The 14,829-nt window shown below is 45.6% G+C and carries 10 protein-coding genes and 1 pseudogene; 5 read left to right on the forward strand and 6 right to left on the reverse strand.

What is annotated here, in order from left to right; all coding sequences use genetic code 11:
- Window positions 1–67: pseudogene (locus tag RH949_RS28365) on the reverse strand (IS607 family transposase); the annotation flags it as partial.
- Between the two features lie 96 nt (window positions 68–163).
- Between RH949_RS28365 and RH949_RS28370 the strand changes: the two are divergent.
- Window positions 164–400: a hypothetical protein gene (locus RH949_RS28370; RefSeq protein ID WP_446357883.1), complete on the forward strand. Its 237-nt coding sequence runs from the start codon at window positions 164–166 to the stop codon at window positions 398–400.
- A 70-nt stretch (window positions 401–470) separates the two neighbouring features.
- Here the strand turns inward: RH949_RS28370 and RH949_RS28375 are convergent, their stop codons facing one another.
- Both RH949_RS28375 and RH949_RS28380 read right to left on the reverse strand, forming a co-directional pair.
- Window positions 471–1,952, reverse strand: coding sequence for a carotenoid oxygenase family protein (locus RH949_RS28375; protein ID WP_446357885.1), 1,482 nt, complete (start codon window positions 1,950–1,952; stop codon window positions 471–473).
- Between the two features lie 170 nt (window positions 1,953–2,122).
- Complete coding sequence (locus tag RH949_RS28380) at window positions 2,123–3,646, reverse strand: folate/biopterin family MFS transporter (protein WP_446357887.1); 1,524 nt, start codon at window positions 3,644–3,646, stop codon at window positions 2,123–2,125.
- 285 nt (window positions 3,647–3,931) lie between these two features.
- Between RH949_RS28380 and RH949_RS28385 the strand changes: the two genes are divergently transcribed.
- The 4 genes from RH949_RS28385 to RH949_RS28400 all read left to right on the forward strand — a co-directional run bounded on the left by RH949_RS28385 (window position 3,932) and on the right by RH949_RS28400 (window position 8,721).
- Complete coding sequence (locus tag RH949_RS28385; protein ID WP_446357889.1) at window positions 3,932–4,213, forward strand: UPF0175 family protein; 282 nt, start codon at window positions 3,932–3,934, stop codon at window positions 4,211–4,213.
- A gap of 375 nt (window positions 4,214–4,588) precedes the next feature.
- Window positions 4,589–4,864, forward strand: coding sequence for a hypothetical protein (locus RH949_RS28390; protein ID WP_446357891.1), 276 nt, complete (start codon window positions 4,589–4,591; stop codon window positions 4,862–4,864).
- 217 nt (window positions 4,865–5,081) lie between these two features.
- Complete coding sequence (locus tag RH949_RS28395) at window positions 5,082–6,389, forward strand: tetratricopeptide repeat protein (RefSeq protein WP_446357893.1); 1,308 nt, start codon at window positions 5,082–5,084, stop codon at window positions 6,387–6,389.
- A gap of 403 nt (window positions 6,390–6,792) precedes the next feature.
- Window positions 6,793–8,721, forward strand: coding sequence for a CHASE2 domain-containing protein (locus RH949_RS28400; RefSeq protein WP_006101266.1), 1,929 nt, complete (start codon window positions 6,793–6,795; stop codon window positions 8,719–8,721).
- A 571-nt stretch (window positions 8,722–9,292) separates the two neighbouring features.
- Here the strand turns inward: RH949_RS28400 and RH949_RS28405 are convergent.
- The 3 genes from RH949_RS28405 to RH949_RS28415 form a co-directional block, all read right to left on the reverse strand.
- Complete coding sequence (locus RH949_RS28405; protein ID WP_446357895.1) at window positions 9,293–9,934, reverse strand: flavin prenyltransferase UbiX; 642 nt, start codon at window positions 9,932–9,934, stop codon at window positions 9,293–9,295.
- 481 nt (window positions 9,935–10,415) lie between these two features.
- Complete coding sequence (locus tag RH949_RS28410; protein WP_446357897.1) at window positions 10,416–13,118, reverse strand: ATP-binding protein; 2,703 nt, start codon at window positions 13,116–13,118, stop codon at window positions 10,416–10,418.
- Window positions 13,118–14,179: an AAA family ATPase gene (locus tag RH949_RS28415; protein WP_446357899.1), complete on the reverse strand. Its 1,062-nt coding sequence runs from the start codon at window positions 14,177–14,179 to the stop codon at window positions 13,118–13,120. Before RH949_RS28415 ends, RH949_RS28410 begins: the two co-directional genes overlap by 1 nt.
- Between the last annotated feature and the right edge of the window lie 650 nt (window positions 14,180–14,829).

A 14,829-nucleotide genomic window follows, 5' to 3' on the forward strand; every position in this document is an offset into this window, starting at 1 on the left:
ATCGGTGCAACGTTTTGACCGTCACACCTAGTAGAGTAGCTGCTTCTTGGGGGGTTAAACTAGACATTGCCTAATTATATCATAGAAAATTTCCAGTTATGTCACTAATTGTCTAGATATTTACGGACTGTTAGTTAACCCTAGTGCAGCGCGGCAAAAATACTTGAGCAGCTTCATCGTCTCTACGAAGCAGAGGGAGCTGGGGGAGCTGGGGAAGATGGGGAAGATGGGGGAGCTGGGGGAGCTGGGGAAGATGGGGAAGATGGGGGAGCTGGGGGAGCTGGGGGAGCTGGGGGAGCTGGGGAAGATGGGGAAGATGGGGAAGATGAGGGAGATGAGGGAGTCTTGTTCCAGAGTGATGACAGAAACGTCTGTGTGTAGGGGCGGGTTTAGGAACTAATATTGATTGTTATCCCTAGCTTGGCTGCAAAACCCGCCCCGACCAAATGACAAATGACAGATAAATAAGATTAAAAGACTGTCGAAGTCCAGCTTCCATGCAATCCGTAAGGAATATGGTGCTTGAGATGCAGTCGTGCGATCGCGCCTTGGCTCGAATCCCGACTGTCCAAAATCACCACATCGGATCGATGGTGACTGGAATCATACACCAATGTCAACACCCAACCCTCATCTTCTCGCTTCGCGTCAGGATGGGGGACAAAAATCGGTTCGCTGACAAAGCCTTGGGGGGCTGCACTCCAAACTTGTTCCTCACCTGTGGTGACATCAAACTTAGCAATGGCTTGAAGTGGAGCATTTCCTGTGGGATTATGAGTCACTCCCATGTACACATAACGGTAAGGGCGTCCAACGTGATCGGGATGTACACAGGGAAATTCACAGGAACGCGCTGATAATAGCTGTCGTTGTACCGTAGAATCTGCTAAATTCAGTGTAAACCGAAACAGTTGTCCCGGCGCGATCGCATCAAAATCCACGTTCCGATAATCTATCTCTGAGTCCACTTGAGTTAAAGATTCATAGCAAATCGAATCCACACAAATCTGATCCCCTTGTTCAAACGCATTTGCATGGTGAAAGATAAACCCAGCCTCAGCTTCCAGCACTTGCATCGGTTTATTACCATGACGCGGAATTACTAAAATCCGAGTCGGTGCGTTGGGTTTAAAGTCTACACATTGACCCGCCCCTTTTAATCCTAGGAGGAAGGGAACAGGATTATAGGTGACAGGATTTTGGAAAAAGATGCAGTAATTGGGTGTAATCACAAAGTCATGAATAAAAGCAAAACCTGGAACCGTATGACATTGACCCCGTTTCAATTTCCTGGCGGTATCCAGTTCATAAATGGTGATTTTGGTGGAAAAACCTGGTTTAATCGCAAAATTCACCAAACAAGGCGCACCTCCATCTTGGTTGCAGCTTGGGTCAATCCAAGGATGGGCACCAAACGCCTCTCCGGGTGCCAAAATACCGTCTAGCGTTTCTTTTCCAATGGTGTCTAAGGTTTTGGGATCTAACCGATAGGGTTCCGCCGCTTCCCAAAGAGCCAATAATTTACCGCCCCAATAAATCACATTCGTGTTAGCGATATTTTTGATATCAATATCAAAGGCATTCGCCAGCCAGCCTCCGGGCTTTTGCGTACCAAAAACACCACGATACAGCATTTTTTGGGCTTCTTGTTCTTTGAGGTAGCCTTCAGTACGGACAAAGCGATTGCGGAAATAAGCACGACCTTGATCAAAGGCGATCGCACAAATCATACCATCCCCATCAAAGGGGTGATGCAGGGGTTGACCATGGACATCGAGTAAACCTGGACCATTGCGAAACAACGTGCCATTCAGCGCGGGTGGAATTTCCCCTTCAATGTCCTCAATCCAATACTCATATTCATTCGGTTGGGATTGATATCCCCGTTTCCATGCTTGTTGATCATAAGAACGGGCAGATTTTGAGTCTAAAAATTGTTCGGTTGCAATCATCTTTTATTTCCTCGTCATTGAATCGTGTTTGTAGTAAGCGCTTTAGCGCTATTGATCCAGAGGACTAAAGTCCTCACTACTAACTGGGTTTGTAGTAGGCGCTTTAGCGCTATTGATCCAGAGGACTAAAGTCCTCACTACTAACTGGGTTTGTAGTAAGCGCTTTAGCGCTATTGATCCAGAGGACTAAAGTCCTCACGACTAACCCGGTTTGTAGTAGGCGCTTTAGCGCCATTGATCAGAGGACTAAAGTCCTCACGACCAACCCGGATAAACTCTGGCAAGACATCAGGTAGAAATGGCTGTTCGGATAGAGAACCCGAGGTATGATGTTCAAATATTTCTGCTGGCGGTAATGATTTAGCCTCTGTTGCGCCTTTAATTTCAGTTTGCGGATCAGCCGTCGGTAACCACCCTAAGAATGGCAAGGGCAATAAACTAGAGAGGTTGGTAATTGTCAGTAATAACCACAGCCGATCAAAGTTATGTTCTGTCACTCCTAGCCAATGGGTTAATAACGCCCCCAATTCATGAGATAACAATCCCGATAAATTCCATATCGACATCAACAGGGCAAATAAAGTCGCTTCCACTCCCGACGGGCAGAGTCTGGCTGAAAGGACAAGCACAGGCATAAACGTAATCTGTCCAATTACCGTCAGAATCAAACTGTCGCCTAAACTAAACCAGTGATCATCAATCCCTAACGCGCGATTCGCATGGGTGACGAGGATGAGAGTTGTCATCCCCAACACAGCCGACAGTACAGTTGTCCATCCCATAATCGTGCGGAAGGGAATGCCCTTTAAAAAGCGTTGAAATACCCAAACCCCCACCAGAGACGCCAAACTGGTGACTAAACGCACTCGTCCTAAAAATTCCGGCTCAAATCCGAGTTCATTGGTGGAGAAGAAGAAAAAGGCTGAATCGGCGGTGGGTGTCGCTTGCCAAAGAAAGATAAACGCCGTGGGTAGCCATATCGCTTTTTGAGTCACCGCATGGCGCAATTGCTTAATTTGGTTGGTAACAGTGGCGGTATTTATCCCCGAACTAACGGATTCCTCGGCAATTAACCACGCCACGCCAGAAACTAGTAGGGGAAAGGTGGCGGTAATCCCAAAAACAGTTTGTGTATTGAACGCCTCCAGCAGCCAACCACTCAGATATGCCGTAATCACTCCCCCGACAGCAGAGGTTCCCCACGTTAGGGATTGCAGAGAACCCGAGTTGCTTAATGATTCCCGCCTTGCCCGTTCCACCACAAGCGAGTCTACGATGACATCACTAATCGCTACAGAAAGGGAACTCAGGAGAATGGCAAGGGTTGCTGCCCAAGCGGTATGGACGACTGTTGCCAAACTTAACCAGGCGGCTGTTCCCATCAAGCCTGACAAGACTAGATAGGGGCGGCGGCGATAGCCAAATAAGGGGAGTCCGTCGGACAGAAAGCCAAATAGGGGTTTAATTACCCAGGGTAAGGCAGCAATCCCGATTAGGGCTGCGACTTGGGCGGGACTCAAACCCAGTTCGTCTTTGAGGAAGAAGCTAATCGCTAAACGGGCTAGCCCCAGGATACCCTGGACAAAATAGACGATGAGGATGGCAATCAACTCCGGAGTGGGTTCATTGCCAAAAAAGACTTTATCTTTAACGGCTTGTTTAAAGCGATCAAAGCCAGAGGCGGACACAATCATGAACTTTTTTTAAGATTTATCTCTTTTTATATCTTACACGCTGTCTCTGGGTTGCCTCATCTGCCTATAGGCGATCGCTCCGAGTTTGTTTGTAGTAGGCGCTCTATTCGCTATGAGAGGACTAAAGGGGAGCATATCACCTTTGTAGGTTGGGTTGAGGAACGAAACCCAGCACTATCGTTAGCCTGTTGGGTTTCGCTTGCGCTCTACCCAACCTACGAGAACATTTTGTCAAGAATTCAATGTTGTCGCCTAAGCCAAACCTGAAAAACTGGAGGAAGTTCTGTGCAAATTACCATCCATTTACCCGATGAAATTGTCAACACGATTCAGGAAAAGTGGAATAACGTTCCTGGAAAAGTCGTAGAGTGTTTAGCTATTGAAGCTTACCGTCAAGGAGTGATTACTTCGGCGCAAGTTGGAAGAATGCTCAACCTTCCTTCACGTTATGAGGTGGATAGTTTTCTTAAGCAAGCTGAAGCCTATTTACATTATGATGAAACTGATTTTGAGCAGGATTTGCTAACGATGGAAAAACTAATGACTCAGGAGACACCGGAAAGTTAATGGCAGTTGTCTCAGATATTTCACCGTCATACTAAAATAGATAAAAACACAAATCACACAGGTTTAATGACACTCTCCAAAAGACTCAAAGTCCTATGTTACCGCGCAAACGTTTCTCGTTCCCTACTCTTCTAAGAATATTCGGCTTAGTTTTGTCCGCAGCCGGACTGATAATTTCTATGAGAGGGCTTTTCCTCCCCTGGTTGTCCGGCTTGAGCGTTGTAACTGGATTAGATTTTTTGGTACACGGAGAACGAGGGGTAGATATTATCTATGGTCTGGCATAGATAGTTTTTTTTAACTTACTACTTTAAACCTAATCATGTTAGTTACTGTGCGATATTATTTAGTATTGATCTTACTTTATGCCACTTTATGGTGTCTTGGTTAATAGATGTTGGACACAGAGGGAATCCTTACGATATTTTCGATAGTTTTCGTGGTGGTGGTGTTGATTTTAAATTTAGGGAAGAACCAGGATTTGGGCTCAGCTTTATGGGTATGAGCTTAATTTTACTCGGTGTTTTTATTGGAATGAATAACCGTAACAAAATAATTTATGCGGGGACAATGATAACAATATGCTTATTGCTAGGTCTATTTATAGGAATAACTTTACTAGGGAATTGGATAGGGGATTTGACCAGATAGATTTACGCATAAAAATAAGTAATTTACGAGGTATATAAGTGTGGGCGCAAGGATGGTGCCCCTACATTCGGGTGTACCATTAGCACTTGAGAACTGCTATACCTCTCTTTATTATTCCGTTGCTGTGTAAACGGCTCAAATGGAAACGCGATCGCTAATGAGGTTATCATGATTGACAAGACAACTGGCGATCGCATAAACGAGTTGGACGTGGGCAATGGAGCAGGAATTTTACGAGCGCGGGCGCGAGAAGGCGCAACAAGGCGATTTAGAGGGAGCGATTCAGGAGTTTGAGCAAGCGTTGCGGATTAATCCAGAATTTGCCGATGCTTACTACAGACGGGGATTGGCTCGTTTTGATCTAGGGGATTGCCAAGGTGCGATCGCGGATTATTCCCAGGCGCTACGGGTGAATCCTGAACATCTGGATAGTTATTTGGGGCGCAGTTTGGCTTACTTGGCGCAGGGAGAGGCTCAAGCTTCCCTGGAGGATGCTCAACAGGTTCTCCAGATTGATGGGAATCGGGAGGCGGCGTATAAACTGCAAGGTACAGCCTACCGTCGGTTGGGGAAAACCAAAGAGGCGATCGCATCCTTTAAACAAGCCGCTAAACTGTATCTGGATCAGAAAGACAAAGACAATTGCCAGAGTTGCCTAGAGAGTATCAAGCAAATTCAGTCAGCGCAAATCCAAGCGGCGAGTGCGGCTGAGACGCAGAAGTATTTGACTCAAGTGATCAACAAACTACAACAGGGAAAGCATCGGGAAGCCTTAGAGGATTGCCAGTGGCTGCTGCACGTTGCGCCCAATGATGCTAGAGCCTATTGTTATCGGGGAATTATTCGTAGCAAATTGGGGAATTTAAAAGGAGCGATGGAAGATTTAGGTCGAGCCATGCAGCTTGATCCCAATGATATCCAAGTTCGTCACTATCGGGGGCGGGTTCGCATTGAACTAGGGGACTATCGGGGCGCGATCGCGGATTTTACCCAGTTACTTGAGTTACAACCCGATAATTCCCAATATTATGTTTGTCGGGGTCAAGCCTACTCAAAACTGGGCGATTATCGCCAAGGGATTGAGGACTATTCGCGAGGGTTAACGATTCAGCCCAATGATCCGCAAATTTATTATCATCGGGCGGCGGCGCGTGCGGATTTTCAAGATTACCAAGGTGCGGCGGACGATTATCAGCAAGCGGCGAACCTGTATTTTGAGAAACAGGATTGGCAGAAGTATCATCAGGCATTAAATCAGCAGAAGCAGCAGATAGCGAAAGCTGAAGCTGAGATTAAAAAACGCTCGGCTCAATTGAATCGGAAAGACATTTTTATCAATCAAGAACGGCAAATTCGATTCAATGCGCGGGTGGATCGAGAGTTACAACAACGACTCCTGCGGATGGTGGGTGGATACTGGGATGTGGCTGCGCGTTTGATTGAATTAGCGAAGAAGAAATATCCGGGTATGCCAGAGAATTGGTATTTGCAAAAAGTAATCGATGATTTAGAGCGCGATCGCTAAGTTAAATATTTCAAAGATTATCATGTCTACTGATAAGTAGTCGGACTTTCATTAAAGTTAATGATTGAGATTAGGGAACAGGGAACAGTAAGGATTTGATTGGTGCTGTTGAATAGAGTCTGCTTTCTTGCCAAAACCTGCCACACCTAATTTTTCTATAACCGTAATGGAGGAATCTTCTAGGTATATCTATCTAACAAAAAATAAATATTATGCTTAAGGGTCAGTAGTCAGCACTCGACCCGCTTGAGGCACTTTAGTGCCTCCTACAAACCAGAAAAGTGGCATAATGCGGTAAGGGCTATGCTGCCACAGTCAGTTGGACAAATTTAGGCATCTTCGGGTTTGAGTAATATCTGCATAGCTGTCCAACGGCTTCTGAGACGCTAAAACATCTATCCCTATGGTTTTTCGCATCCCTCAAAAGGTTAGTCTGGCATTACCCGATTTGGCAAATCTGCGAGTCGTGGGAGTTTCAACCATTGCTGTGATCATTACCCTTCTGGGCGTGCGACATTTGGGTGGACTAGAACCGCTAGAATTGGCGGCGTATGATCAGTTTGTCCGTTTGCGACCTCTGGAAACGGAACCTGATCCTCGGATCTTGGTTGTCGCGATTACAGAACAAGACCTGGAAATTCAAAATCGGTGGCCCATCTCGGATCAGGTTTTAGCACAGGTATTACGCCGACTGCAAGCCGCTGAACCAGCCGTTATTGGTCTAGATTTGTATCGCAATCTTCCTGTGGAACCGGGTCATCAGCAGTTAGTGGAACAACTGCAACAACCGAATTTAATTGCGATTCAGAATATTGATATCCGCGCCGGAACCCCACCGCCCCCAGACGTATCACCGGAACGCATCGGTTTTAATGATATACCCCTTGACCCGGATGATGTGGTTCGTCGCAATTTATATTTGGCGGAGAATGAAAGTGGTGTACTGTTCTCATTTTCCATGCTTTTGGCACTTGGCTATCTAGAACCGCGTGGAATTGAACTGGAAGCCAGTTCCGATAATCCAGACATTCCCCAGCTTGGCGCGGCTGTGTTGTCACCTATAACGGAAGATGCAGGGGGATATCAAAACGCAGATGTTGGTGGGTTCCAAATCTTACTCAATTATCGTTCCCCTGATCAGGTGGCGCGACAAGTATCCTTAACCGATGTTTTAGCCGGAACGGTTGATCCGAGTTGGGTGGAGGACAAGATTGTGATTATTGGTTCCACTGCACCCAGTCTCAAAGACTTATTTACCACACCATTTAGTCCCGCCCTGGAAAAAAATGCGAAAATACCTGGGGTTTTAATGCAGGCTCAAATGGTTAGCCAATTCCTGGATGCGGCGACGGGTGAGCGTCCTTTATTCTGGTTTTGGTCAGAACAGGTAGAAATCCTGTGGATTATTGGTTGGATTGCGATCGGTGGGATATTGGGGCGGGTGACGTATCATCCCCTGGCGTTAATTATTGGGGTAACGGGTAGTTTGGGGGTGTTATCCAGTGTTTGTTTTTACCTATTGACCCAAGGTGGCTGGGTTCCGTTTGCAGCGCCAGCATTCGGATTTGGGTTAACGGTGGCAATTTTTGTCACCCATCGGTCTTATGAAGCCCATCAACAGCAGCGCATCGTGATGAAGCTGTTGGGACAGAATACCTCGCCTGAAGTTGCTCAGGCTCTTTGGCAAGGTCGCGATCGCTTGCTAAAATCTGGCAAGTTACCGGGGATTCGCCTCACCGCCACGATGTTTTTTGCCGATATTAAAGATTTCAGCACCATATCGGAAAAGATGACCCCAGAGGCATTGTTGGAATGGTTAAATGAAATTCTGGGAGTGGTGACTCGTGAAGTCCTCCAGCGTCAGGGGATTGTGAATAAGTTTACCGGGGATGGGGTGATGGTGGCGTTTGGTGTCCCCATGTCTCGTCTGCACAGAACCGAAGTCGCCGAAGATGCGAAAGCGGCTGTAGACTGTGCGTTAGCAATTAGCGATCGCCTAGAGTCGATGAACCGAGATTGGCGACGCCGAGGTTTACCGGTGATTCAAATGCGGATTGGCATTTTTACCGGTCCTGTTGTGGTGGGCAGTTTAGGGGGCAAAGACCGTTTAGAATATGGCGTAATTGGCGATAGTGTTAATATTGCCTCCCGGCTAGAGAGTTGTGAGAAACAGCGTCAACCGACTCCCTGTCGGATTCTCATTGGTCAACAAACGCTAGATCAACTGCAAGGGGAATTTGAGGTTGAATCTTGGGGACCTTTAGCCTTGAAGGGGAAACAGCAAACGGTGAATGTCTATCGCGTTTTAGCTCGAACTACGGTATCAGAGTAGAATGGCACTAAAATAAGCATTTTGACATCGCCGAAACCCTTAATATACCGTAGGGTGGGCATTGCCCACCAGCCTTAAGTTAGAGAGTAAGAGTGCAGAGTAAGCTGTTCGGCATTTAAACCTTAATGTCAATAATGACGAAATCCGGTGGGTACGGTTGGAAATGTCACGCAACTCTCGATCCTGACAGCTAATCCTGCTCATTGTTTTAGCTAAGTTAGGTAAGTTCTGAATCCAATAATCACTCGCTTCCATTTTCTTTTTCCATTAATATATAGTACCGCTATAAGTCTAGTCGGTATTATTTCTATAATCTCTTCAATTTTTAGATTTGAATTAAATTAAATGCCATCAATTATACATCTAGCTAATTCTAAATTCCGGTTGACTATCGCCGTTACAATTCAGTCCGCGTAGGCGGACTTTGTTTGTGTAGCAGCGATTTCAATCGCCCTAACCATTCAATCGCCCTAACCAAGTCACGGCAGGTTTAGTCACATCTAGGTGAAGTAAGAAACGATAATTTTGAAACCCGCCCCGAAAAACCCGATCTCCTGAACCAAGGGAAGGGTCAAACCTTTTCCCGAAAACCACCTTGCCATCGCGTTAAAGGAACACAATCAATATTGAGTTGGTCAAAGGTTCGCGCTACAACAAAATCCACTAAATCTTCAATGGTTTGAGGATTGTGATACCAGGCGGGAATGGCTGGCACAATCTTTACCCCAGCTTCGGCTAGAGTGGTGAGGTTACGCAGGTGAATTAAGCTGAATGGTGTTTCACGGGGTACAATTATCAGTTGACGCCCTTCTTTTAACTGCACATCGGCTGACCGTTCTAATAAATCTGAACTTAAACCATTGGCGATTTTTGCCACCGTACTCATACTACAGGGAATAATCACCATTCCCAATGTCCGGAACGAACCACTGGCAATGGTTGCACCCACATCCCCCCAGCGATGACAAATCAGCTTGCCTTTTGTGGGTACACCTGCTTGCTGTCGCCAGAATTGTCCCTGCTGTTCGGGTTCTGGAGGCATACGGGTGTTTTGTTCCGCTTGCCAAACCATGTAGGCTGATTTTGATGCCACCAGTTCGATGGTATAGTCGGCTTCTAAGAGAAACTTCACGGCACGTACTGCATAGATTAAGCCTGAGGCACCAGTAATACCGAGGATTAAGGGGAACGTTTGGGGATTGGTTGAAGACACGCGATGTTAACGGAAGATAGTTGTCAGTCTTTACCAGTGTAGAGGTGTGGCAGGCTAAGTTTCTACATAAAGTAGAATCATTTTGTCGCCGATGTTCCGATTCAGAATTTTAGTCTAAGCCCTGAACTAAAGCCCTGAACTAAAGTTCGGGCTAAAAGCTAAAACCCGTTAAAACGGGTTCAAATACTCAGTAAGCTTTAGCTTACTTTAGCTTTCAGCCGGAAATTTATTTCTAGGCGTCTAAGTCCAAGTTGGCAATATTCTGCTTAACTCAGTGACATTCCTATTATGTTTTTTCAACTGTTTGCGGTTGAAGAGAGCTTCCTAAAAAGGGTGAAATAGATTTGACCATTGAATTGGGCGCACCTCATTGCGTCCCTACGGTTTCTGTCCGTAAAGTTAATTGATAAAATTAGGCATGTCACGCCACTACAATTAGGTAAAAAATTGATTCAACAAATGACAAATGACTAATGACAATCTATTGATTTAACACCCAGCGCCGGAATAGTTCAACGATAATCTGCCAAGACTCCTCTTTTTGCTGAATCACATCATGGCGTTTTAATGTCTCCAACGCTTCCTCTATTTGTTTCTCCTCTAGGGTGGCAAGTCCTGATTCTCTGAATAATTCTGCTAAATTTATCCTTAATTGTTCACTCATTAACCCATCCGGGTGAGGCGCTAACACCTTGAGAATTGCCTGTTGACCGGAAACCCCTCGCGCCGCTTGACCCCAAACCCCATCAAAATAATACCGTCCCCGTTTATAAAATTCAGGGTCATTAATCACCGCTTCCACATCCTCTACTGTAAAAACTGGGTCACGCGAATGTCCCTGTTCAAACACAAAATCATTGTATCGGCGCACCAGTTGGAATCCCACCAGTTGAACTAAATAAGGTTGACCTGCGGTGAGACGATAGATTAAGTCAAGGGCGTCTGGAGTGTAATCTAGGGAAAAATCAACCGCTTCATTATCCGGGATATCTGAAACAGTCGCATCTGGATTTTCTAAGCTGGGATTGGCTAAAATCTGGCGCGTTGCAGCAGGTTCTAAGAAACCGACGTGAATCGGAAGAACGCTGGCAAAGAAAGGTTGAAAATAATCAGCGGTCATTTCTTCTAAGGTGTGCAACCCGGCAAACACAAAGGCGATTTTATAATTATTTTGTAATAACCCTTTTAGATATGAAATAAAGTCATTGGGAATTTTTTCAGATTCGATGAGTTCCTCGATTTTCTCGAATTCATCTAGAGCAATAATTAAACCCTGTAGAGACATTGCGGGTAATATTTCTACAACTTGCTTGAAATACCGTCTAAAAGTAGGATAAGGAAGATTCAGCAAGTCATTATCATCTGGAGGGGGACAGCCGAAGGAATCGGAAATTGCATCACTTATCACCATTAATACTTCTCCGACACCTTGGGGACTATTTCCTAAAAGCAGTAGATTAATATAAAGCACTTTTACCCGTGAACCGGAACAGTTTGCCACATTTAAAAGAATCGAGGTTTTCCCCATGCGGCGATGACCATAGAGAACAACGGAATGGAGTGGTTGACTCATAACCCAGAGTTCTTCTAATTGTCTGAGAATATCATCTCGCCCAACAAAGCGATTCCCTTCTACGGGGTCACCGACAACATAAGGATTGGTGACGGGTTTAGTGATGGAAATTTGCCCAATTTCAGCCGCGATTTGTAATAAGGATTCTTGCCAAGTTTGGGTAATATCTTTGATTAATTCTCGTTCAGCTTCGGGTAGAGTTTCGATACGATTGAGGATGGTTTCTAGTTCTCCTAATGCCCGAGTAAGGGCAAAGGCACGGGTGGAACGAGAGACGCTACGCTGAACCACTCGCACATCTTCCACGACTCGACCGAGAGCGTTTATGGTGTTCCAGGTTATGGGACGCAGTAGGGGTTCGTTTGGGGAAGTGGGTAGTTCTAATGTGGCGATTGTGGCGGGTTCTTGGGCTTCGTTGAAAGTTGTGAGAATTTGGGCGAGGGTGAAGAGTTCCTCGCCATAGAGAAGGGAACGAACAACGGCAAATGCTTCCGTTGCTTTGGCGGGTTCTTTTTTATGAAGATACCAGAAACCAGCCGCCGCAGCACGGGCAGGAGTGTCTAAGCGAATATCTGTAATAAAGTTAGCTTGAAGCTGTTGCCGCCAATGACGAGGAAATAAGAAAAAAATTTCTACGGTGTTTGACTTAAACACCGCATTCAGCGAAGCTGAACAAAATCGTATTATTTGCCAATCAAAAGGGGTTTCAGCCAGCCGAGAGATACGCCAAATCAGTTGTTTTGATGGGGTTTTATCCAGTACCAGATTAACACTTTGCACAACAGGAATAAACTGTAGAGTATATGCCAATAATTGATTGATATTGTGTAAACCCTTTTGCCAATCCTGTTGCAGCCAATTCTGTAAACGAAACCTTAGATAAGGTAGAGGAAGTAAGGTAATGCGGGGGAATAACAAACTTCCATTCTGAAGGTATCGCAGGTTTAACAGTGAACTAATCAACCAGTTTTCTGGACGCAGAATTGTCACGCCTCCCGCCACGCCTCCCGCCACGCCTCCTGCCATACCTCCCGTTATGCCAAACCAGATGCCTAGCGCCACACTTCCCGCTATGCCTACCGCCACACCTAGGGCTACGCCCCCTGCCACACCTACCACCACACCTAGCGCTGCACCTACCACCACACCAAAGCCCACATTAAACCCTACACCCAAGCCCACACTAAAGCCCACACCAAACCCAATGCCTACCGCCACACCTCCCGCCACGCCTAGGGTCACACCTAGCGTCACGCTTCCCGCCACGCCTCCCACCACGCCTAGCGTCACGCTACTCCAATCAATTTCAAATCCTATCTGTTGAAGTAATCCACAACAAGCTACAGGAATAACAATGCTCAATACTAACCCTTGAACAAGTAACTGGCGCTGGATAAGATTCTGACGCAATAGTTCTAATCCCTTGCGCCAATTCATTTCTTTTGGGGGAATATACCCACCGCCAAAGGTGTCCACATACCAGCGCAATGCTTGAGGAAAATAAAACACCCAATACAACAGACGTAGGTAATCCAACGGATTCCATAAGGAGAGAGGGCGCTTCAGTTTTGGCGCTAAATCTAATCGGGGAACCGGGCGATGTTGGCTCATTACCCACCCTCCAAATACCGAGAATACATTCGATAACACAATTGCATCAATCGCCGGGGATGTCCCCCACTCTCCTCAACTAACTGATTAATTTCAGCTTCAGTAAACCTTACCGAAGTCATCGCCAAACGTGCCTCAATAAAATCACGGGCGGTTGATTCATCCCAGGGTTTTATGATTTCTTCTTGACAAACTCCTGCCAGAGGCGAAGTTTTGCCATTATCCCAACTATCATTAAATAGTTCATTTAAAGATTCATTCGCCGCCAAAACCAGCTTAAGTGGTGCTTGACTTCCCTCAGCCAAACCCCGTAGATAATCCCGCACACCGCGATTAAAGCCATCCCAGGTCATTTTCCCCACATTATCTAAAGCCAGCAGAACTTGTCGCGATTTTAAATGGCGATTCAGCCTCGCTCCCTTGCTTTCCGGTATCCCAATCTCATCACATAATGCACCATAGAAATCATCTTCATCTTCAACCAGATTTAAATCGATAAAGACAGGCTGACGCGGCGAATGGAGATGAGTATCCGCCAGTTTGCAAATCTGGGAAAGTAAAGAGGATTTACCGACACCCTCGGCTCCGATTAGGGCAACACTGCTCCCACTATTAATCACCTCAAATATCTGCCGGATTTCCCGTTCACGGTTAAAAAAGTCTTGCGGATTATCGATTCTGCCTTGTTGGGGAGTGAAGGGATTAATCGTTAGATTGTCAAAATCTACAGAAGTTGAGGTTTGTTGTAAGAGTTCAGGGGGGGCTGACATCTCAGATTTTGGCGGTTTAGTTTCAACCTCTACACCATAAAGATATTCAATTTGTCTTTTAAAATTTCGTTTATTAATTTCATTATTAAAATACTCTTTCAGTCTTTTGCATAAATTTGCGCCTAATTCTCTAGTGTATTGATCATCAAAATAGTTTTGGGCGGCAATCTGTTTATAACTGTAATCCTGCCAAATCCCAATCACAATCGCCTCTTCCGCTTCAGTCAAAACAGGCTGAGAGTTCTCCCACAGCCGCCTGTTGATGAATTCTAGCGCCTCTTTTGAATCCATTAGTAAGCATTAAGATTCATTTACCAATTGTATCGAACCTATCCCCATTCTGCCAGTTTGTAACTGCGCTTGTAGTTGCGCTGTCTTCGCCATCAACATTTCAACATTGAGAACAAACTGACAAGAGGGCGACCCGATTCAATTGAGTAGATTGGTGTTATTAAGTGATGCAAGCGGGTCGCCCCTACAGGAAATCAGGGTTAAACCGTCCAATCTTCAAACACCAACCCTGGAACCTTTGTAAAATCGCGCCAATTACGTGTAACCAATATAGCATTTCTGGACATCACAATCGAAGCAATTCGTAAATCTTGCGTACCAATCCGAATCCTTTGACGAATCAATTCTGTATAACAACTGTTAGCCTCTTGATCGAAATCAAGTACATTGATAGTCCTAAAATCTTCTAATGTATCCCGAAGTCTTCTGTAAGCCAATATCCGAGCATCATTAGAACTCATCCGTCTAATGCTATCCAGCCGTCCCGCAATTGTTCTTCCACAGTAATAATAGTTGTCGCAATTTCTCTAGGATTAACGGTACTAAGCTGTCATGCATTTAAATTGGGTATTAGTAGCGAGCAAGATGCAAAGCCTGCGGCATGGCTTCGCTTAACGCACTACAAGGCTTTCGCCGTTATTGATATTAAG

Origin of the sequence: Coleofasciculus sp. A1-SPW-01 (assembly GCF_040217205.1) — a bacterium.
In the GTDB taxonomy this organism is placed as follows: domain Bacteria; phylum Cyanobacteriota; class Cyanobacteriia; order Cyanobacteriales; family Coleofasciculaceae; genus Coleofasciculus; species Coleofasciculus chthonoplastes_A.

Excerpts from the sequence above, each read along its gene's own strand:
- RH949_RS28375 (WP_446357885.1), bottom strand. The coding sequence starts at position 1,952 with ATGATTGCAACCGAACAATTTTTAGACTCAAAATCTGCCCGTTCTTAT.
- RH949_RS28380 (WP_446357887.1), bottom strand. The coding sequence starts at position 3,646 with ATGATTGTGTCCGCCTCTGGCTTTGATCGCTTTAAACAAGCCGTTAAA.
- RH949_RS28390 (WP_446357891.1), top strand. The coding sequence starts at position 4,589 with ATGGTGTCTTGGTTAATAGATGTTGGACACAGAGGGAATCCTTACGAT.
- RH949_RS28395 (WP_446357893.1), top strand. The coding sequence starts at position 5,082 with ATGGAGCAGGAATTTTACGAGCGCGGGCGCGAGAAGGCGCAACAAGGC.
- RH949_RS28400 (WP_006101266.1), top strand. The coding sequence starts at position 6,793 with ATGGTTTTTCGCATCCCTCAAAAGGTTAGTCTGGCATTACCCGATTTG.
- RH949_RS28410 (WP_446357897.1), bottom strand. The coding sequence starts at position 13,118 with ATGAGCCAACATCGCCCGGTTCCCCGATTAGATTTAGCGCCAAAACTG.
- RH949_RS28415 (WP_446357899.1), bottom strand. The coding sequence starts at position 14,179 with ATGGATTCAAAAGAGGCGCTAGAATTCATCAACAGGCGGCTGTGGGAG.